This window comes from Pseudomonas sp. B21128, assembly GCF_044218865.1.
GTDB classification, from domain to species: domain Bacteria; phylum Pseudomonadota; class Gammaproteobacteria; order Pseudomonadales; family Pseudomonadaceae; genus Aquipseudomonas; species Aquipseudomonas iridis.
The window spans coordinates 5,290,511-5,310,166 of the sequence record NZ_CP162590.1 but is presented as its reverse complement, the minus strand read 5'-3'; the positions used below and the strand labels follow the sequence as shown (position 1 = coordinate 5,310,166).

Genomic DNA, 19,656 nt, shown 5'->3' with positions numbered 1-19,656 from the left:
CCGGCACCTTACAACCCGGCTTACCCGGCGATGCTTTATCGCGCCGAATCGTCAGGGTGTGCGGCAGTAGTTTCCGCTGCTGTCACTATCGATCGTCGTGGTGCATCTGCATCCTGAAACTTGCGCACAACACGACGCGAGCCAGCTCGCGGAGATGGCTTTGCAGGCTAAGCATCATGCGAAGAATGTTCCGGGTCATAGCGTGTATTTGCTGGACACCACCACCGCCGTCGGCCTCCACACCCTGCAACTAATCGGCCAACGCTGATTATTCGAACAAACTCAAAACTTTAATTGCCAGCTTATGCCAATTTAAATATTTACCAATTTAATTGATCTTCAAGACTAGCCTTTCGCAAATCATCTTCCCATACGATCGTAGCCAACCTAAATATATCCTCAAAAAAAACCCTGAAGCTTAGCATCTCATCCCAGCCATCCGGGAATGAAGAGTACGCCTCCGGATCATATTTAAAAAACGATTCAAAATCATAATCCGCTTCATTTAAGGCATTTTGTAGCGACTTATAAATCAAATATTTATGTCGATACGACTTCCTTGTAGGTAAACAGTAATCAAGTATTATTCTTTCCCTATCAGCGGAATCATTGGGATCAAGCTTTTCCAGCCTTTCCCCTAAAGTTTCTTCTCGATCATAAATATCGACACCCGCCAAAAAAAAAGCGGGAGTAGGGTTAAATGGCTCACCGGTATCTGAATCTATAAACATTACTAGCCTACTTAATAGGATAAAGCGTGAATGGAATACCTGTTTCTTTATCAAATTTCATTTCAAATCTATTCATTTTAATTAGCTTGGGATTCTGAACAGATTTTGAGTTCGGTATGTACCCCTCTCCCGCACCCGGAAGATCCATCCTCACAATGTCTGCCAATTGAGCATCTTTTCCCGTGAACCGTGGCAGGCCATTTTCAACTCGCGTAGTCCCAAGAGTATAGGCCTTCAGCATTAGTTCGAAACTATGAAACCTCGAACTTGGATTTCCCTGTCTGTTTTTCGGTGTTTTCCCTGTTATTGGATTCGTACCATCAATAGCTCGCTGCTTCCACTTGGCATTTGAAATCTCTGGATCATGCTTTCCAACCATATGCATGCCCTGACTGTCGTTCAATCTTATAATCTCTTTCTTGGCTTTCTCTTCGGCTGTGAGCTCTGGAGCCGGCAGCGCAGGCTCACCCTCATCTACCTTAGCGCCACTGACATCACCCGGCACCCTACAACCCGGCTTACCCGGCGGCGGACAATTGGAACTCAACCCCAACGGGTCAACCCACCCCGTCGGACTCGGCACGTACTGGTACTGATTCAACCCACCCGCCAACTTGATCGGGTCCGGCGTCAGATACCGCCCAAGTCGCGGGTCGTAATACCGATGCCGGTTGTAGTGCAGCCCGCTTTCCGCGTCGAAATACTGCCCCTGAAACCGCAGTGGTTGGTCCAGGTATTCCTCGCCAGCCAGGGTGATTGCGGCGACTTTGCCGTAGGCGTCGTATTGCGCCGACCAGACGATTTCACCGCTGTAGTCGGTGAGTTCTTGTGGGGTGCCGAGGTGGTCGAGTTGGTAGTAGAACGGGCAGGCCTTTTTTGGGCCTTTGCCGTCGAGCAGTGCCAGCGGGCGGAAGGTGCCGGGCTCGTAGACGTAGCTGCGGTGCTGGGTTTTGCTGCTTTCGGCGACGAGCTGGTCGCCTTGCCAGAAGAACTCGGTTTTTTCGCCGTCGACGGTTTTGCTGATCCGCCGGCCGAAAGCATCGTACTGGTAGGTCGCGATTTTGCCGTCGGGGCGGGTCAGGCCGATGAGGCGGTGCTGGCAGTCGTAGCGATATTCGGTGACGAGTTTCTGTGCGGTGCCGCGGCGTTCGCGGATCAGGTTGCCGAAGGCGTCGTAGTCGTAGTGGCGGTCGCCCTGCATCAGCAGGCGGTTGCCCTTGATGTGGCTCGGGCCGCAATGGTCCTGCATGAGCAGGTTGCCGGCCGGGTCATGGGCGAAGGATTCCGGCAGTTCGTCGCGTGAGTGGCGTACGCGGATCAGGCGGTCAAGAGCGTCGTAGCCGTAGGTGCGTTGGCCATGACGGGTGTCGGCGATGTGCTCCAGATTGCCGTTGGCGCTGTAGGCATAATCGCGGCGGTACAGCGAATCGTGCTGATGGCCTACGGCGTGGGCGAGCAATCGGCCCTGATCGTCGTAGGCATATTCGCTGAGCAGCAGGCCTTGCTGACGTTGTTGTTCGCGGCCCGACTGGTAGACGTGTTGCGTCAGCGGCGCGCCGTTGAGGTGGATGGCGGTCAGTGCGCCGCCCTTGGCGTACTGATAGTCGAGCTTGCTGTTGTCCGGCAGGCGCATGCGTTTGAGCTGGCCGCAGGCATCGTAGGCGTAACGCAGCGTGCCCCAGCCCTGATGCTCGGTGATCAGCCGGTCCTGCAGGTCGTATTCGAAAGCCAGCGGATGTTTCTGGCCGTCGTCGACGCCAGTCAGCCGACCGAGGCGGTCGTACTGGTAGATGACCTTGCCCCCGTCAGGCAAGGTCTTGACCAGCAGGCGCCCGGCCGCATCGCGCTCGTAGCCCGTGACCAACACCGAGCCGTCATCGCCGAACTCGGTCTTTTCCAGCAGATGACCCTTGAGGTCGTAGCCGTAGGCCGTACGCCGCCCGTCAAAGCCGGTTTCCTGTCGGATCAGTCCGGTCGGCGTGTAGTCCAGTCGGTACTTTTCGCCAGACTCGTTTTCGATTTCGGTGAGCAGCAGTTGCGCATGGTCGTAGCGGTACTGCACCCGCGTGCCGTCGGGGTTGATCCGGCGCGAGACCAGGTGCAGGTCGTCGTCATACTCGAAACGGGTGATGCGCCCGAGTTCGTCGCGCTCGGCGGTGACCTGGTTGTAGGCGCCATAACTGTAGGCGCGGGTGGCGCCCGTAGGAGAAGTTGTCTGGATCAGTCGGCCAATGGCGTCCCAATGCTGACGCGTGACCGCACCGTGTTCATCAGCAGTGGTAGTCCTGCGCCCCAGTGCATCGTAGGAAAAGCGCCGCACACCGCCATCGGGCAGGGTTTCTTCAACCAACTGACCGAGGGTGTTCCAGACAAACACATGTCGACTGGTGTCCGGGTAACGGATCGACAGCAACTGCCCGCGAGCGTCGTAGTGGTAATGGCTGACCTGACCATCAGGATCGACCGCCTCAGTGACATCGCCCTGGGCATTGCGCCGGTAGGTCCATACCGCGTCGCCCCGGGAACGGCTGTGCAGGAAACCGTTGCGGTACTCGTAGGACGTTGGCACATCGTCCGGCGGGAGCAGCGCGATCAGCCGTCCGACATCGTCGTAGCGGTATTCGGTGACCGCGCCTAAGGGATCCTGCTCGGCGACCAAGCGGCCCGAACCGTCGTAGGCCTTGAGGTGTTCGCCGCCGTCGGCCTCGACCTTTCGCACCAGTCGTGCGCGGTCGTCGTGGACGTAGGTTTCTTCGGTGCCATCGACGTAATGCACGACGACACTGCCGTCGTCATGCCAGACGTAGCGCGTGTCCATCTGCGAGAACGACGCCCAGTGCCGCACGCAACGGGCAGCTTTGCCAGCGAGTTCCCACTCCCAGAAGAAACTCGCGCCCCCCGTGAGCTGCCGCTGGAGGATGACGTGCTGATCGTCGTAGTCGTAACACTCGCTGTCGCCAACAGCATTGGTCGCCTCGACCAGACGCTGATAGGCGTCGTAGCGATAACTGACGAGGGTGTGTTCGGTGTGCCAAGGCTCGGCAAGGTTCAGCGCCGAGTCAAAACGCTGGTAATCAACCGCGATCAGATGCGTCCGGTCATAACGCAACAACAACGCCCGACCCGCGCCGTTGTCCAGACGCTGAACCCGATCCTGCCGATCCCGAACAACGCGCAGACGATTGCCATAGGCATCACTGACCGCCGTCAGACGCCCGGCTCGAAAGTGATAAAACCGCGCCGTATCCCCCGCCAGCGCGAGGATCAGTTCTTCCGGTTCATCCCCGAGAAAAATCGCCGCCCGCGACAGGCTGTTATGAATCGCCGGGCGCTCAACACTCGGCAACGGGAACCGCGTACGCCGGTTTTCATGGTCAACCCAGACAACACAATCGCCATCGAACTCCAGCCGATGCGCCAGCGAATGGCTCCAGCCAAACCCCAGCCCGACATCGATTTCGGCGGCACTGGTGCGATACAGCCGGGTGAATTCGAATGGCAGCAACCCGTCGAGCACGCCATCGGTCAGGGTCAGCAGTTCCTCGCCGGTGACCATCGACACCGGGCAGCCGTTTTTGCAGGTGAGTGGCACACAATCGGCGCTGTTGCCGTTGGGGTTTTTTGCCGGGTCGGGCGCGTCATCGTGAGGGTCATGACGCTCCATCCGGCTCATGCCATGCGACTTGTCCCGTACGAGTGGGGCCGGATTCGGTACCGTCAAAATCACGGAATCGGCCTGACGAATGTCCAGCGGAATCGACGGCGTCGGTTTCAGCTCAACGTCACGCACATTGAGCACCAGCGGTTTCAAAACGCCGGCATGGCGAGTCAAGTCAGGCGAGGAATTCAGTTCCGCCAGGCGCAAAGCAGACGCTGCCAGCCATTCCCGCGCGCGCGGCGATTTGATTTTCGCCAGCACTTTGCTGCTCAACCGCAGTTGCACGCCAATGCCACCAGAGACGCGCATCAACAGGAAACTGACCAACAACTCGACACGGACTTCTGCGACCACTTCCGCCAGGTATTGCGGCGGCAGCATCTTCAGCCAACTGGTGAACGCCGCCAGATGAATGAACAAAAGCGGCTCGTCGCTGAGCATCAACAGGCCGTTGGCAATCGCCTCGTGGGAAGCCTGCAGCAAAGCGTCCAGCTCAATGTCGCTCAGATAATCCAGAAGCTTTTCGCTGTTGGCCTGCAAGTCGGCGAGCAGGGCGAATAGCTGTTTGATGTCATCCCAGACGCCGTGCAAGGCATTTTCGAAACCGCGCCAATCGGCCTGTTGCAGTTGACCGAAACGCTCGAGAAATCCGGCGCTGGAAAACTCCCTCCAAAGCGGCTGAAACCCTGCCCATTCACCGCGTAACCAGTCTTCCAGACCACTGATGACACTTTCATAAGAGGCATACAGCGCCCGCACATGCCGGGTGGAAACATCAGGAAAGAAGGTGATGCGATAACGCTGGCCCCGGTCGCAATCACTCAGCTCCAGAATGCCGCTCGGGCCGATTTCATAATGTTGAGGTTCGCCGAAGGTGAAAACGCCGCCGACGTCGGCAATCACCGGCTCGAGTGTCAGCGGGGTGTTGCCGATCGGTACAAAACGAGCGGCTTCGAACATGTGCACCAGGGTCAAGGGGCCGCTGGCCGGGCACATGAACACTGAAGAGCTGATGGGTTTACGGCTGTTGACGGGCGCGCTGAGGTTGACGTCGTTGCCGACTTTGAACACCTGCTCGATATCCAGCACCGAGCCCATCCAGAACTGTTCGGCCCAGGCTTCATAGTTGTTCAGACACAGGCGAAACTCCCGGATCAGGGTTTCGAAGTCCGGGTGCTCGGGATTAAGGGCGGCAACCACCAGCAGGCCGATGCTGTTGTTCAGGGGCAGAAGCCGATCGGGTGGGAGCATTCGTAGTCACTCGCGCATGTGAAAAAGGTGCGCGGACTTTGCGGGGGATCAAAAAGGAAAGAAGTCGGGAAGGTAGGCAATATCTGTAGGGCGTTTCGCTATTTGCCTGCGAGTAGTTCATCGCCTCAACAAACATTGCCCGTTGCTCAATGTCGGCTGTGCTCGTTATGCTGCTGAACCCATTAATCAGATCCGAGCAGCGGCGCTACCCGCCGCCTGGGCTGTCTTTGATAACGGATCCGATGATGAATGCACCGCTGAAGGCGTTCGGCCCGATCAAGGCCGTGATTTTCGATATGGACGGTTTGCTGCTGGACACTGAAGGCATTTACACCGAGGTCACCTCGATGATTGCCGAGCGTTACGGACGCACCTTCGACTGGAGCGTCAAGCAGAACATCATTGGCCGCGGTGCCAACGATCTGGCGAACTATGTGGTGCAAGCGCTGGATCTGCCGATCACTGCCGAAGAGTTTCTGGTGATCCGTGAGCCGTTGATGCGTGAGCGTTTCCCGACCGCGCAGGCGATGCCGGGCGCGCAAGAGCTGGTTCGTCACCTCAAGGCCCACAATATTCCCATCGCCGTGGGCACCAGTTCGTCACGACAGTCGTTCGGCCAGAAGACCACGTTGCACCGCGAGTGGTTTGCGCTGTTCGATTTCATTGTCACGGCGGACGATCCGGAAGTCGGCGCAGCCAAACCCGCGCCGGATATTTTCCTCACCGCGGCCCGGCGTCTGGGTGTCGCGCCCGAAGATTGTCTGGTGTTCGAGGATTCGCCGTTTGGGGTGACCGCAGCGAAAGCGGCGGGCATGACGGCCATCGCCATTCCCGACGCGGCCATGGCCGACGAAAAATACGCACACGCCGACGGTATTCTTCGGTCGTTGAAAGGGTTTGTCCCGAGCGCCTGTGGCCTGCCGGCACTGGAATGGACCTGATCGAGCGATCACCCGATAAACAAAAACGCCGCCCCTGCGTTTAAGGAGGGGCGGCGTTTTTCGTACAGTCGATCGAGAGATATCAGGCGCCGAAACCACCATCGATGGTCAGGCTGGCACCGGTAATGTAACCGGCTTCCGGGCCTACCAGATAAGCGACGAAGCTGGCGATTTCATCGGCGGTGCCGTAACGACCTACAGCCATCAAAGGAATCAGGCTTTCGGCGAAGTCACCGTGCGCCGGGTTCATGTCGGTGTCGACCGGGCCAGGTTGTACGTTGTTGATGGTGATGCCGCGCGGGCCAAGATCACGGGCCAACCCTTTGGTCAAACCAACCAGTGCCGATTTACTCATCGCGTAAACACCGCCACCGCCGAAGGGCATGCGGTCGGCATTGGTGCTGCCGATGTTGACGATGCGCGAGCCTTCGCCCATGTGTTTGGCGGCCTCCTGCGAGGCGATGAATACGCTGCGGACGTTGATCGCGAGGGTCTGGTCGAAGTCTTCCAGCTTGAAATCTTCCAATGGCGCGATGGCCAGAACACCAGCGTTGTTCACCAGAATGTCCAGACGTCCAAAGGCTTCGACGGTGCTGCTGACCGCATGGCGGATGGCGTCGGCGTCGGCACTGTCGGCCTTGATCGCGAGGGCTTTGCCACCGTTGGCGGTGATGCTGTTCTGCAACTCTTCAGCCTTGGCTGTGGAGCTGACGTAAGTGAAGGCTACTGCAGCGCCTTCAGCGGCCAGGCGTTTGACGATGGCGGCGCCGATACCGCGGGATCCGCCTTGAATCAGAGCGACTTTGCCGCTGAGGTGTTGAGTGGTCATGTTCGATCTCCAGACTATTCAAGGCGGGACTGCCTTGTTGTTGGAGTCGAGTATCGACCTCTGATCCACAACCGTGTAGCCCATGATTGCTATAGTCTGTGTAAACCAGAAGTTTATAGTGGCGATCATGGAAACGTTCAGCAGTATCGAATGCTTTGTGCGCAGCGCCGAAGTCGGCAGCTTCGCCGAAGCGGCAAGGCGCTTGAGCCTGACCCCGGCGGCGGTCGGTAAAAGTGTCGCGAAACTTGAGACGAGGCTGGGCGTGCGGTTGTTCCAGCGCAGCACCCGCAGCTTGGCGCTGACGGAGGCGGGCCAGCTGTTTTTGAGTCAGGTCAGTGCCAGTCTGACCACGATCCAGAACGCAGTGGCGAATCTGGCCAGTGTCGAAGGCCTGCCAGCGGGAACGTTGAAAGTCAGTATGGGCACCGTGTTCGGGCGTTTGTACGTCGTGCCGTTGCTGGAAGCGTTTTTACGTCGGTTTCCGGCGATCAACCCTGACTGGCATTTCGATAACCGTCAGGTCGATCTAATCGGGCAGGGGTTCGATGCAGCGATTGGCGGAGGATTTGAATTGCCCCAAGGCGTCGTCGCACGCAGATTGGCACCCGCGCATCGCGTGTTGGTGGCCTCTGCTGACTATCTGCAAAAGCACGAAGCGATCGTCGAACCGGACGACCTGCAATATCACGATGGCATTCTGATTCGGTCGCCGCAAACCGGTCGAGTGCGCTCTTGGCAATTGATCAGTAGTGGCAGTCAGCTCTGTCGAGCCTTGACCCTCAAGACGCGAATGACCATGAGTGATTCGGAGGCTGCCTGCGCCACGGCTGCGCAAGGGCTCGGGATTGCACTGGTGAGCATGCCGTTTGCGGTGGGGTATCTGGAGGCGGGCACATTGCAGCGGGTGTTGCCGGAATGGTTCGTCGATGACGGCAACATTTCCATCTACTACGCCGAGCATAAATTGTTGCCGGGCAAAACTCGGGCGTTTGTCGATTTTATGATTGAGCAGTTTGTAGAGCAGGGCTTGGCTCGGCGGTTCAGTGCTTTTTGAGCAAGGCCTGGGGCCGGGTTGCCCCCTTCGCGAGCAGGCTCGCTCCCACAGATTTTGCGTCGGACCACATATTTGTAACCAACACTGATCCTGTGGGAGCGAGCCTGCTCGCGAATAAGTCGACTCGGTTCTCAGCGTGCAAACCGCCCTGGCCAGCCAATAATCGTCTTCGGCCGCGGCGTTGCATAAGTCCGCACCTTGGACGTCGACAACCGCAAACGCACCAGCGATTCCGCAATCATCACCGCCGCCGTCACCCCATCCACCACCGGCACGCCCGTGCGGCGGCGAATCTGCTCATCAAGCCCGGCCATCCCGCCACAACCCAGGCAGATCACCTCGGCCTTGTCCTGCGTTACGGCTAATTCAGCCTGATGGACGATGGCTTCCAGCGCCCGTTGCGGTTCGTGTTCCAGCTCCAGAACGGCCAAACCACTGGCCCGGACCGACGCGCAACGATCCCACAGCCCTGACAGTTTCAGCCGATCCTCGATCAACGGCACGGTGCGATCCAGCGTGGTCACCACCGAATAGGCATGGCCGAGAAACATCGCGGTGCTGGCCGCCGCATCGGTGATGTCCACCACCGGCACGTTGAGCAATTCCTGCAAACCTTCGCGACCGTGTTCGCCGTAACCGGCCTGAATCACCGCGTCGAACGGTTGGTCGTAGGCCATCACCCGGTCCATCACGGCGATAGCCGCCAGATAGCTTTCGAAGTTGCCTTCAATCGAGTCGGCGCCGAAGTAGGGCGTCAGGCCGACGATTTCCGTACCGGGTGACGCGACAGCCTGCGCGGAGCGGGCGATGGCATCGGTGATGGATTCGGTGGTGTTGACGTTGACCACGAGAATGCGCATGGAGAGTCCTTATAGCGGGCAGTGTGCGGCCCGCAATCCGGGCCGCGAGGAAGTTAATGGCAGACGTTGTCGACAGCGATGCATTCGCCGCTGACGTCGACGTAGTCAGGCTGGCGTTTGGCGATGATCAGATAGAGCATTCCGGCGATCCCGGCACCAATCAGCCAGGAGAACGGCGAAACACTGTGGAAACCCGGTACCAGCGCCAGGACGATGGCAATCAGCGCGGCAGGAATAAACGCCGCCACTGCACGGAAATTGACGCCGTGGCTGTAGTAATAAGCGCCGTTGGGATCTTCGCTGTAGAGCTGCGGGACATTGATCCGGCCTTTGCGGATCAGCCAGTAGTCGACCATGATCACGCCGTACAACGGCCCGAGCAGGGCGCCGAGACCGGAGAGGAAATACACGATCACCAACGGACTGTTGTAGAGATTCCACGGCAGGATCAACACGGCGATGGCTGCGCTGATCAGCCCGGCGCGGCGGAAGGTCAGGTACTTCGGCGCCAGGTTACTGAGCACGAACGCCGGGGCGACGAAGTTGGCCATGATGTTCACCGCCACCGTGACGATCAGGAAGGCCAGGCAACCGAGAACCAGAAAGAAGGTATTGGGAATCGAGGCGATGATTTCGGTCGGGCTTTCGATGATCCGGCCGTTGATCTGAAACTGCGCGCCGCACAGCAGGACGGTAATCGCGGCGAACACCAGAATGTTCACCGGCAAACCCCAGAAATTTCCTACCTTGATGGTCTTCCGGCACGGCGAGGAGCGAGCGAAGTCGCAGAAATTGAGGATCAGCGTGCCGTAGATCGCCAGCCACAACGCGCCGCCGGCAAAGATGTTGCGCCACATCTCGCCACCGGTCAGCGGGTCGCGAGTCGACCAGGCAATGGTCGCGTTGGACTGCGTGTACATCCAGGCGGCGAGGGCCGCGACGGTCACCAGAATTACCGGCCCGGCAAACGCTTCATAGCGGCGGACCATTTCCATGCCGTAGGCGAGAATCGCCAGTTGCACGAGCCAGATCACCACGAAACACACCCAGCCCAACGTCGACAGCCCGAGGATCGAGTTGTGGTCGTACTCGGCGAATCCGGGATGAACCGCCGTGAGCAAAACGCGAAACACCACCGACGCCAGATACGTCTGAATGCCGAACCAGGCGATGGCGATAACAGCCCGGATCAACGCAGGAATTTGCGCCCCGTGGATACCGAAACTGATCCGGCTGATGACCGGAAACGGCACACCGGTTTTCTGCCCCATGTACCCGGACAGGTTCATGAAGAAGTACACCAGCGCTGCGCCGATCCCCAGCGACAACAGAATTTGCCAGCCACCCAGCCCCAAGGCATACAGGCCAATGGCGAACGAGTAGTTAGCGATGTTGTGCACATCGTTGGTCCACAGGGCGAAGATGCTGTACTTGCCCCAGCGTCGACCCTCGGCCTTGGTCGGTGCCAGGTCGCTGTTGTGCAAGCGGGGGCTCAGTTGCAGGGGTTCGACCAGCCCGTCGTGGGGGGAGGGGTGATCGAGTGCAGAGGCGGGCAGATTCAGCGCGATGTTATTCGAGAGACTTGTACGCATTCCGGCAGGCTCCTGATGTTCAAGGCCGCGATGACTGTGCATAAGCCGTCAGGCTCGACAAATCTTCGTCGCGGCAGTGAAACCATCACAGGTTAGGGGCATCTGCAGCCTGTACGGGATAGGGCGCTTCAGGCTTGCGGATCGAAAGTGTTTATGTTTTGCACTTTTGTATACAAAACATGTATGCACCAAAGCCAGATTTGTGCCAGTTATCGATCTATGGAACGCACCGCTCATTTCGAAAAGTTATCGAATACGGTTAAGTTGTTGAAAATATTTGGTTAAAAATTGACCGGTCGAACAGGTATTTATTTTTTGTGAAGATTTTTGGCGGACGCCAGAGAGTAAGAAGGTCTGGAGGGCGTGTAACTTTTCAGGGCGCAAAAATAAAAAAGTGCACACATAAATGGCACCGATGGTGACATTCGTGTGTACACGTTTTGAGTGGGCGTCTCAGGCGAGGGTAGGAGCTCGCCTGCAGAATCAAGCCTTGCTGATGATATTTCCCGCGTGCAACCCGCATTCCTTCTGGGTCGCTTCTTCCCACCACCAGCGGCCTTCGCGCTCGTGCTGGTTCGGCAGGACAGGGCGGGTGCAAGGTTCGCAACCGATGCTGATAAAACCGCGTTCATGCAGGCTGTTGTACGGCAGCTCAAGCATGCGGATGTAGCCCCAAATTTCTTCACTGGTCATCTGAGCCAGTGGGTTGAATTTGTACAGGGTGCGTTCCGGTGTCGAGAATGCGCTGTCGATTTCCATCACCGCAACGGCACTGCGCGTGCCCGGGCTCTGGTCGCGGCGCTGGCCGGTGGCCCAGGCTTTGACGGTGGAGAGTTTGCGTCGCAGCGGCTCGATCTTGCGGATGCCGCAGCATTCGCCATGGCCGTCCTTGTAGAAACTGAACAGGCCTTTTTCCTTCACGAACGGTTCCAGTTTCGTGTAATCCGGCGAGACGATTTCGATGTCGATCTTGTAGTGCTCGCGCACTTGCTCGATGAAGCGATAGGTTTCCGGGTGCAGGCGGCCGGTGTCGAGGCTGAACACTTTGACGTTCTTGTTCAGCTTCCAGGCCATGTCCACCAGCACCACATCCTCGGCGCCGCTGAAAGATATCCACAACTCATCGCCGAACTCGGCGAACGCGAGTTTCAGGATGTCCTGAGCGGATTTGTTGGCATAGGTCGTGGCGAGTTCCACGACATCGAACGTTGGGCTCATCAGGGCGGCTTCCTACAGGTCGGTGGCGCTGGGCGCTCTATATGGCGGCGATGGTAACAAAAAGCTGCGCCGGTTGGCGCGTGCTGTGCGTTGCACGGCTGTGGTGGAGCCGCTAGAGTTCGGCGTCGCTCGACTCAATAATCAATACAAACGGGAGTGTCTTGTGGAAATTGCTTGCCTGGATCTTGAAGGGGTGTTGGTGCCGGAAATCTGGATCGCTTTCGCCGAAAAAACCGGAATCGAATCCCTCAAGGCCACCACCCGGGACATTCCCGATTACGACGTGTTGATGAAGCAGCGTCTGCGCATCCTCGATGAACACGGCCTGAAGCTCTCGGACATTCAGGAAGTGATCGCCACGCTACAGCCGCTGGACGGCGCGGTGGAATTCGTCAACTGGCTGCGCGAGCGCTTCCAGGTGGTGATTCTGTCGGACACCTTCTACGAGTTCTCCCAGCCTTTGATGCGCCAGTTGGGATTCCCGACGTTGTTGTGCCATCGTCTGATTACCGATGAAACCGGTCGGGTGACCAGCTATCAATTGCGTCAGAAGGATCCCAAGCGTCAGTCGGTGCTGGCCTTCAAGAGCCTGTATTACCGGGTGATTGCGGCGGGTGATTCGTACAACGACACGACGATGCTGGGCGAGGCGGATGCGGGGATTCTGTTCCATGCGCCGGACAATGTGATCCGCGAGTTTCCGCAGTTTCCGGCGGTGCACACGTTTGCTGAACTGAAACAGGAATTCCTCAAGGCCTCGAATCGCGACCTGAGTTTGTAGTCGCCTGGAAGGACGCTTTCGCCAGCAGGCTCGCTCCCACGTGCGAAATGCATTCCATTGTGGGAGCGAGCCTGCTCGCGAAGCGTTTAGAGGTTTTGCAGGGTTTGAAGGAGGATTTTCACTTTGGTAATCGACTCCTGATATTCAGCTTGCCAGTCCGAATCGGCAACAATCCCGCCGCCTCCCCAGCAGCACACCTGCCCATCCTTGACCAACAGACTGCGAATCGCGATGGAGCTGTCCATCTCGCCGCGCACGTCCAGATACAGCAACGAGCCGCAATACAAGCCACGCCGGGTGGGCTCCAGTTCGTCGATGATCTGCATCGCACGAATCTTCGGCGCGCCGGTGATCGAGCCGCCGGGGAAGCTGCCGGCGATCAGGTCTAACGCGTCGCGATCCGGCGCCAGTTCACCGGTCACGCTGCTGACCAGATGATGGACGTTGGGATAGCTCTCCAAACTGAACAACTCCGGCACCCGCACCGAACCGATGCGACAGGTGCGCCCCAGATCGTTGCGCAGCAGATCGACGATCATCAGGTTTTCCGCGCGATCCTTGGGGCTAGCCAGCAGTTCGGCGGCGTTGGCGGCGTCTTCGGCCAGCGTAACACCGCGTGGGCGGGTGCCTTTGATTGGACGGGTTTCCACCTGGCCCTGACTGATTTTGACGAAGCGTTCCGGCGACAGGCTTAACACCGCGCCACCGTCCGGCAAGCTCTGGAACCCGGAAAAAGGCGTCGGGCAGGCTGCGCGCAGGGCGCAATAGGCCAGCCATGGATCGCCCTGGCAGGTAGCGCGGAAGCGCTGGGCGAAGTTGACCTGATAGCAGTCACCGGCCTGAATGTAATGCTGGATGCGTTCGAAGGCCTGGTGGTAATCGTCAGCCGAGAGGTCGGCGCTCATCGGATTGTTCAGTTTGAACGGGGCCAGCGAGTCATCAGGCAGTTGAGTGAACAACGTAATCAGGCGCTGCTTTTCGCTGTCGACGATGGACGGGTGGAAAACCAGTTGGCTGGTGGCGGTCTGGTGATCGCTGATCAGCGCCCAGGCATACAGGCCAAATCGTGCGTCGGGCAATTGCAGATCATCCCGCGCCTGACTGGGCAGGTGTTCCAGATGTCGACCGAAGTCGTAGCTCAGGTAACCGATCAGACCGCCCGCGAACGGTAACTCGAGGCCCACTGGCAAATCAGCCTCACCCAAACGGCTCAGGTTATCGCGCAGACGTTGCAGGAAAAGGCTGCCGCTTTCGTCCGGCATTACGGCCAGTTGTTCCAGCGGCCAGGCGCTGAGCAAGTCATACCGGCCACGCTCGGCACTCGGCCGACCGCTGTCGAGCAGCACAGCGCCGGGGGCATTGCGGATTGCCGCAAAGTAGTCGGCGGGATTGGCGCGGTAGGGCAGCGGGTGTACGGAACAGGTCAACATGGGCGGGGCAGATCGGCCGTTGAAGCGGGGTGGGGATTGTAGTCCTCTCGGCGGCCAGTTCAAAGTCAAAAGCCTACCCCCTCACCCCAGCCCTCTCCCCCACGGGGGCGAGGGGTAAAGGGAGCAGATCTTCATGCTCCTCAGGGGTTAAGTTCCAACTTGCGACCAAGAGGATTTCGTGCCCGAGTTCGACTCGGTGTTTCAGGTCGATGTCGTTTGAACATCCACCTCGGTCAGTCCCCTCTCCCTCCGGGAGAGGGTTAGGGTGAGGGGCTTTGGAGCTTTTCAGCGCTTAAGCGGTTCAGCCCTCGACCGCAGGAATATGCCCGAACATTTCCTGAGTAAACGCCACCCGCTCTTCAACCGATTCAGTCACGCCACGTGCCTTGAGCTCTTCCAGTCGCGCTTCCACCGCATGGGTACGCAACGTCAGACCGCAATCATTGGCGATCTGGATATTCAGCCCCGGCCGCGCATTCAGCTCAAGAATCAACGGGCCTTTTTCCTGATCCAGCACCATGTCCACGCCGATGTAACCCAGACCACACAGCTCATAACAACCGGCAGCGAGTTTCATGAAACCGTCCCAGTAGGGCAGTTGCACGCCGTCCACTGCGTTGGTGGTGTCCGGGTGTTTGGTGATGATGTTGTTCAGCCAGGTGCCGCGCAGGGTCAGGCCTGTCGCCAGATCCACGCCGACGCCAATGGCGCCTTGGTGCAGGTTGGCCTTGCCGCCGGATTGACGGGTCGGCAGGCGCAACATCGCCATTACCGGATACCCCATCAGCACAATGATGCGGATGTCCGGCACGCCTTCATAACTGATGCTTTTGAAGATCTGGTCCGGGGTCACGCGGTATTCGATCAGCGCGCGATCACGGTGGCCGCCCAGGGAATACAGGCCGGTGAGGATGCTCGAGATGTGATGCTCAAGCTCTTCGTGGGCAATGATCTTGCCCGAGACCGTGCGGTAACGGCCCTCGAAGCGGTCGGCCACCACGATGATGCCGTCACCGCCGGCGCCTTGGGCCGGTTTGATCACGAAGTCGCTGCGCCCGCCGATGATCTCGTCGAGCTTGTCGATTTCCTTCTCGGTGGAAATCACGCCATACAACTCCGGCACGTGAATGCCGGCCTTGATCGCGTGTTCCTTGGTGATGATCTTGTCATCGACGATCGGGTACAGACTGCGCTTGTTGTACTTGAGCACGTAATCGGCGTTACGCCGATTAATGCCCATGATGCCCCGGGCTTCCAGGGCCTTCCAGGTCTTCCAGAAACCGAACATCAGCTGTCAGCCTTCTTCAGGAACGCCTTGAAACGCACCAGTTCGGTCAGGCGGTAACCGCGATAACGCCCCATCGCCAGCATGAAGCCCACCAGAATCAGCAGGATCGCCGGGAAGGTGAACACGAAGTAGACCAGCTCCGGCACGGTCATGATCAGGTGCGCCAGGGTGGCCGCGAACAAGGTGCCAATGGCGACTTTCATTGCATGGCTGGCACCGCGTTCTTCCCATGTAATCGACAGGCGTTCGATGGTCATGGTCAGAATCACCATCGGGAACAGCGCCACCGACAGACCGCGCTCCAGCCCCAGCTTATGGCTGAACAGGCTGATTGCCGCGATCAACACCACGACGAATGTCAGCACCACCGACAGCCGTGGCAGCATTTGCAGCTTCAAGTGTTCCAGATACGACCTTAACGACAGCCCCAGCGCGGTAATCACGGTGAACAGCAAAATGCCGAACCCGAGCTGCGTCTCACGGAAGGCGAGGGCGATCAGCACCGGGGTAAACGTGCCGAGGGTCTGCAGGCCGATCAGGTTGCGCAGGATCAGGATCACCAGCACGCCGATCGGGATCATTACCATGATCATGAACGTCTGCTGGGTTTGCAGCGGCAGACCGTAGAGCGAGTATTCGAGGAAATTGGCGTCGGTGTTTTCGTCAGTCAGTTTGGCCAGACGAATCGCGTTCATCTCGCTGTTGTTCAGGCTGAAGGTCACGTTGGCTTTCTTGCCGCCGTCGACGGTGATCAGGTTTTCATCGCCGGTCCACCACAGCAGGCGGTCGGTCGGCAGGCCCTGTTCGCCGGTTTCCGGATTGAAGTACAGCCAGTCGGTGCCGTTGAAGCTGCGCAGCCACAGTTCAGGCGTTTGCGGCTGATCGGCGACGAGGCGGATGGTGTGGACTTTTTCCACCGGGACGTGGGCGATGGACAGCAGCAGTTCGACGATTTTGGCTTTGTGCGGCGTCGATGGGTCGCCAGCCAGGAGCAGTTTCACGTTGTCGTCGTTGACGTTGTTGACGCGCTTGATCGCTTCGCCGATGAAGGTTTCAACGTCGGCCGAGTGCTGACGAATCGGTGCGAGCAGCGATTCGGCGGCGATTTTCTCCGGTCCTTCGATGACCATGCTGTCGCGGAAGGTCGGGCCTTTGGTCTTGGTTTTTTCGGCGGTGTAGCGCTTGGTCAGCACCAGACGGTAATAAAGAGTCTGATTGCCCTTGGCGCGCCGCGCCGACCAGGTCACCTTGCGGTTGCCGTCGACGCGGTTCACCGACACGCCGTAGTTATTGGAGATGAAGCTCTCGTTGAGGCTGACGTAATCGCGGCTCAGCGGCGGCACGAACATCTGGATCTTCACCGGGTCCTTGGTGCTGGCGACGAACTCGACTTTGGCGTCGATGTTCCACAAGTCGTCGGTGGCGTCTTCGGTCACGGGGATGCCGAGTACGAAAATCTGATAGGCCGTAACCGAAACGCCCAGGAGCACCAGAATGGTGATCAGGATTTTCAGGTGGAAGGTTAGAGAACGCATGGAAATTACTCGGCGGTATGAGCGGCGATGGTGCAAGCGGGTTTGCCTGCAGCGTATTTGAGACTGGGATCGACCAGTGCGTCGAAGCGTTTCAGCGCTTCGGAACCGATCAAAAGCGGGTATTGGAACGCACTTCGGTCGGTCAGGTTCACTTCGATGCTGCGCATCGCCGAACCCATGCAGATATCCAGCTCGATCACCGGGCGCGCGGTGTACTTTTTGCCTTCTTCCGGATCGTAGTCGCCGGCGCGGCGCTTGATCTTGCTGACTCGGGCCAGCGGGCGTTCGATCGGGTGCGAATGCGCGGCGTCGATCGCCAGGTAGAAACGTACCCAGGATTCACCATTGCGCTTGAAGCGTTTGATGTCGCGGGCACTCAGCGAGGCGGTTTTTGCGCCCGTGTCGAGTTTGGCCGCGACTTCCAGATTGATGCCGTCAAGCGAAGCGTATTCGTTGAGGCCGTACACGGTTTTTTCGCCCGCGGCGGCGAGGCCGGGCAGGCAAAACAGGGCGAAGAATGTGGGAAAAGGCTTGAGTCTCATAAATCCTGGTGCGCAGCGTTCCGTTTTCGGTTCAGGTGCCTGGCAAAACTTGCGCAGGTCCCTTCGTGTGCCTTTCAGCTTTTTATGACAAGCCGTACAAATGGCCAGCAAATGCGGGCGGCATTCTAGCACGGTGGTTTTATGGCGCCAGCGCCCGAGGGGGTCTATAACCCTTGGACCTCATGGAGCGGGTTATTAGACGATTGTCGACAATACCTATTTATCCTTTGACTGATTCGGCTTAATTGGCTAGTTTTTGCCGCATTGGATTTCAAGGTGTCGACAATCATGCTGGATCATCTCGATCCCCCGGTCATCAGCGGCGACGATTCCGAGACGCTCTCGGAAAACGTCTTTCGACGCATACAGGCAGCTATCGTCAGAGGCGAGATTGCTCCGGGTAGCAAGATCTCCGAGCCTGAGCTGGCACGCACCTATGGCATCAGCCGTGGGCCGCTGCGTGAGGCGATCCACCGCTTGGAAGGTCAGCGCCTGCTGGTGCGGGTGCCGCACGTCGGCGCGCGAGTGGTATCGCTGAGCCATGCCGAATTGCTGGAACTCTACGAAATCCGTGAATCTCTCGAAGGCATGGCGTGCCGTCTGGCGGCTGAACGCATGAGCGTCGAAGAAATCGATGAGCTGCGTCGGGTGCTGGAAACCCACGAGCGCGACGCGGCGTTTCAGGCCGGGGTCGGCTACTACCAGCAGGAAGGCGATTTCGACTTCCACTACCGCATCATCCAGGGCAGCGGCAACCGCACGCTGACGCAGATGCTCTGCGGCGAGCTCTATCAACTGGTGCGCATGTACCGCATCCAGTTTTCGACCACGCCGAACCGCCCGCGCCAGGCCTTCGCCGAACACCACAGGATTCTCGATGCCATCGCCGACCGTGACGGCGAACTCGCGGAATTGTTGATGCGCCGTCACATCGGCGCCTCGAAACGCAACATCGCCCGTCATTACCAGGACGGCGCCCACAATAAGACAGCCACTGAACGAGGTGAGTCATGAGTTCCAACCCGAACACTCCAGGCCAGCGTTTCCGCGATGCGGTCGCCAGCGAGCACCCTTTGCAGGTGGTCGGTGCGATCAACGCCAACCACGCGCTGCTGGCCAAACGTGCCGGTTTCAAGGCGATCTACCTGTCCGGTGGCGGGGTGGCCGCAGGGTCCCTCGGCGTGCCGGATCTGGGCATCACCGGTCTGGATGACGTGCTCACCGACGTACGGCGCATCACCGACGTCTGCGATCTGCCGCTGCTGGTGGATGTCGACACCGGTTTCGGTTCTTCGGCCTTCAACGTGGCGCGCACCGTCAAATCGATGATCAAGTTCGGCGCGGCGGCGATTCACATCGAAGACCAGGTCGGCGCCAAGCGCTGCGGCCATCGTCCGAATAAAGAGATCGTCAGCCAGCAGGAAATGGTCGACCGCATCAAGGCTGCCGTCGATGCCCGTACCGACGACAGCTTCGTGATCATGGCGCGTACCGATGCGCTGGCCGTTGAAGGTCTGGAGTCTGCTCTGGATCGCGCCGCGGCGTGCATCGAGGCGGGCGCCGACATGATCTTCCCGGAAGCCATCACAGAGCTTGAGATGTACAAGCTGTTCGCCAGCCGCGTGAAAGCACCGATTCTGGCCAACATCACCGAGTTCGGCGCGACGCCGCTGTACACCACCGAGCAGCTTGCGGGAGCGGACGTGTCGCTGGTGCTGTATCCGCTGTCGGCGTTCCGCGCGATGAACAAGGCTGCGGAAAATGTCTACACCGCGATCCGTCGCGACGGCACACAGCAGAATGTCATCGACACCATGCAGACTCGCATGGAGCTTTACGATCGCATCGATTACCACACGTTCGAGCAGAAGCTCGATGCGTTGTTTGCACAAAAGAAAGGCTGAACCAGACCCTGTGGGAGCGAGCTTGCTCGCGAAGATGGACTG

At 58.7% G+C, this 19,656-nt stretch carries 15 protein-coding genes and 1 pseudogene; 6 read left to right on the top strand and 10 right to left on the bottom strand.

The annotated features are described in order from the left end of the window. Nucleotides 1-31: 31 nt before the first annotated feature. A pseudogene (locus AB4P91_RS23880) lies at nt 32-268 on the top strand (diguanylate phosphodiesterase); the annotation flags it as partial. 52 nt (nt 269-320) lie between these two features. Here AB4P91_RS23880 and AB4P91_RS23875 read toward each other — a convergent pair. Further along, nucleotides 321-731 (bottom strand): hypothetical protein, encoded by a 411-nt coding sequence (locus AB4P91_RS23875; RefSeq protein ID WP_395603848.1) that lies wholly within the window; start codon nt 729-731, stop codon nt 321-323. A 7-nt stretch (nt 732-738) separates the two neighbouring features. Beyond that, nucleotides 739-5,640: an RHS repeat-associated core domain-containing protein gene (locus tag AB4P91_RS23870; protein ID WP_395603847.1), complete on the bottom strand. Its 4,902-nt coding sequence runs from the start codon at nt 5,638-5,640 to the stop codon at nt 739-741. A gap of 245 nt (nt 5,641-5,885) precedes the next feature. On the opposite strand from AB4P91_RS23870, the gene AB4P91_RS23865 reads away from it, so the two are divergent. Beyond that, nucleotides 5,886-6,581, top strand: coding sequence for an HAD-IA family hydrolase (locus AB4P91_RS23865; protein ID WP_150688337.1), 696 nt, complete (start codon nt 5,886-5,888; stop codon nt 6,579-6,581). An 82-nt stretch (nt 6,582-6,663) separates the two neighbouring features. Here the strand turns inward: AB4P91_RS23865 and AB4P91_RS23860 are convergent, their stop codons facing one another. After that, nucleotides 6,664-7,410 (bottom strand): 3-oxoacyl-ACP reductase family protein, encoded by a 747-nt coding sequence (locus AB4P91_RS23860; protein WP_150594582.1) that lies wholly within the window; start codon nt 7,408-7,410, stop codon nt 6,664-6,666. A gap of 127 nt (nt 7,411-7,537) precedes the next feature. Here AB4P91_RS23860 and AB4P91_RS23855 point away from each other — a divergent pair, with 127 nt between their 5' ends. Next, nucleotides 7,538-8,464 carry a LysR family transcriptional regulator gene (locus AB4P91_RS23855; RefSeq protein ID WP_150594583.1) on the top strand — a complete coding sequence of 309 codons (927 nt, stop codon included), beginning with the start codon at nt 7,538-7,540 and terminating at the stop codon, nt 8,462-8,464. Between the two features lie 131 nt (nt 8,465-8,595). Here AB4P91_RS23855 and AB4P91_RS23850 read toward each other — a convergent pair whose 3' ends face one another. The 3 genes from AB4P91_RS23850 to AB4P91_RS23840 all read right to left on the bottom strand — a co-directional run bounded on the left by AB4P91_RS23850 (nt 8,596) and on the right by AB4P91_RS23840 (nt 12,134). Beyond that, on the bottom strand, nt 8,596-9,324 hold the full coding sequence (locus AB4P91_RS23850; RefSeq protein ID WP_150594584.1) for an aspartate/glutamate racemase family protein: 729 nt from the start codon (nt 9,322-9,324) through the stop codon (nt 8,596-8,598). Nucleotides 9,325-9,377: 53 nt separating this feature from the next. Next, nucleotides 9,378-10,916 carry an NCS1 family nucleobase:cation symporter-1 gene (locus AB4P91_RS23845; protein WP_395603846.1) on the bottom strand — a complete coding sequence of 513 codons (1,539 nt, stop codon included), beginning with the start codon at nt 10,914-10,916 and terminating at the stop codon, nt 9,378-9,380. A 483-nt stretch (nt 10,917-11,399) separates the two neighbouring features. Then, nucleotides 11,400-12,134: a phosphoadenylyl-sulfate reductase gene (locus AB4P91_RS23840; RefSeq protein ID WP_150597017.1), complete on the bottom strand. Its 735-nt coding sequence runs from the start codon at nt 12,132-12,134 to the stop codon at nt 11,400-11,402. A gap of 163 nt (nt 12,135-12,297) precedes the next feature. Here AB4P91_RS23840 and thrH point away from each other — a divergent pair, with 163 nt between their 5' ends. After that, nucleotides 12,298-12,915 (top strand): bifunctional phosphoserine phosphatase/homoserine phosphotransferase ThrH, encoded by a 618-nt coding sequence (gene thrH / locus AB4P91_RS23835; protein WP_150594587.1) that lies wholly within the window; start codon nt 12,298-12,300, stop codon nt 12,913-12,915. 86 nt (nt 12,916-13,001) lie between these two features. Here the strand turns inward: thrH and pabB are convergent, their stop codons facing one another. From pabB to AB4P91_RS23815, 4 genes are all read right to left on the bottom strand, one after another. Next, the gene (pabB, locus tag AB4P91_RS23830; protein ID WP_150597019.1) at nt 13,002-14,345 is read right to left on the bottom strand and encodes an aminodeoxychorismate synthase component I; all 1,344 of its coding nucleotides are present in this window, start codon (nt 14,343-14,345) and stop codon (nt 13,002-13,004) included. A 301-nt stretch (nt 14,346-14,646) separates the two neighbouring features. After that, on the bottom strand, nt 14,647-15,633 hold the full coding sequence (locus tag AB4P91_RS23825) for an alpha-L-glutamate ligase-like protein (protein ID WP_150594589.1): 987 nt from the start codon (nt 15,631-15,633) through the stop codon (nt 14,647-14,649). Further along, a complete protein-coding gene (locus AB4P91_RS23820; protein ID WP_150594590.1) occupies nt 15,633-17,168 on the bottom strand; it encodes an inactive transglutaminase family protein in 1,536 nt (511 codons plus the stop codon). Before AB4P91_RS23820 ends, AB4P91_RS23825 begins: the two co-directional genes overlap by 1 nt. A gap of 5 nt (nt 17,169-17,173) precedes the next feature. After that, nucleotides 17,174-17,710 (bottom strand): ATP-dependent zinc protease, encoded by a 537-nt coding sequence (locus AB4P91_RS23815; RefSeq protein WP_016983749.1) that lies wholly within the window; start codon nt 17,708-17,710, stop codon nt 17,174-17,176. A gap of 288 nt (nt 17,711-17,998) precedes the next feature. On the opposite strand from AB4P91_RS23815, the gene AB4P91_RS23810 reads away from it, so the two are divergent. Next, nucleotides 17,999-18,724 (top strand): GntR family transcriptional regulator, encoded by a 726-nt coding sequence (locus tag AB4P91_RS23810; protein WP_150688343.1) that lies wholly within the window; start codon nt 17,999-18,001, stop codon nt 18,722-18,724. Further along, entirely contained in the window at nt 18,721-19,614 is an 894-nt protein-coding gene (prpB, locus tag AB4P91_RS23805) for a methylisocitrate lyase (protein WP_115148452.1), read from the top strand. The genes AB4P91_RS23810 and prpB overlap by 4 nt, the downstream gene beginning before the upstream one ends. Nucleotides 19,615-19,656: the final 42 nt, after the last annotated feature.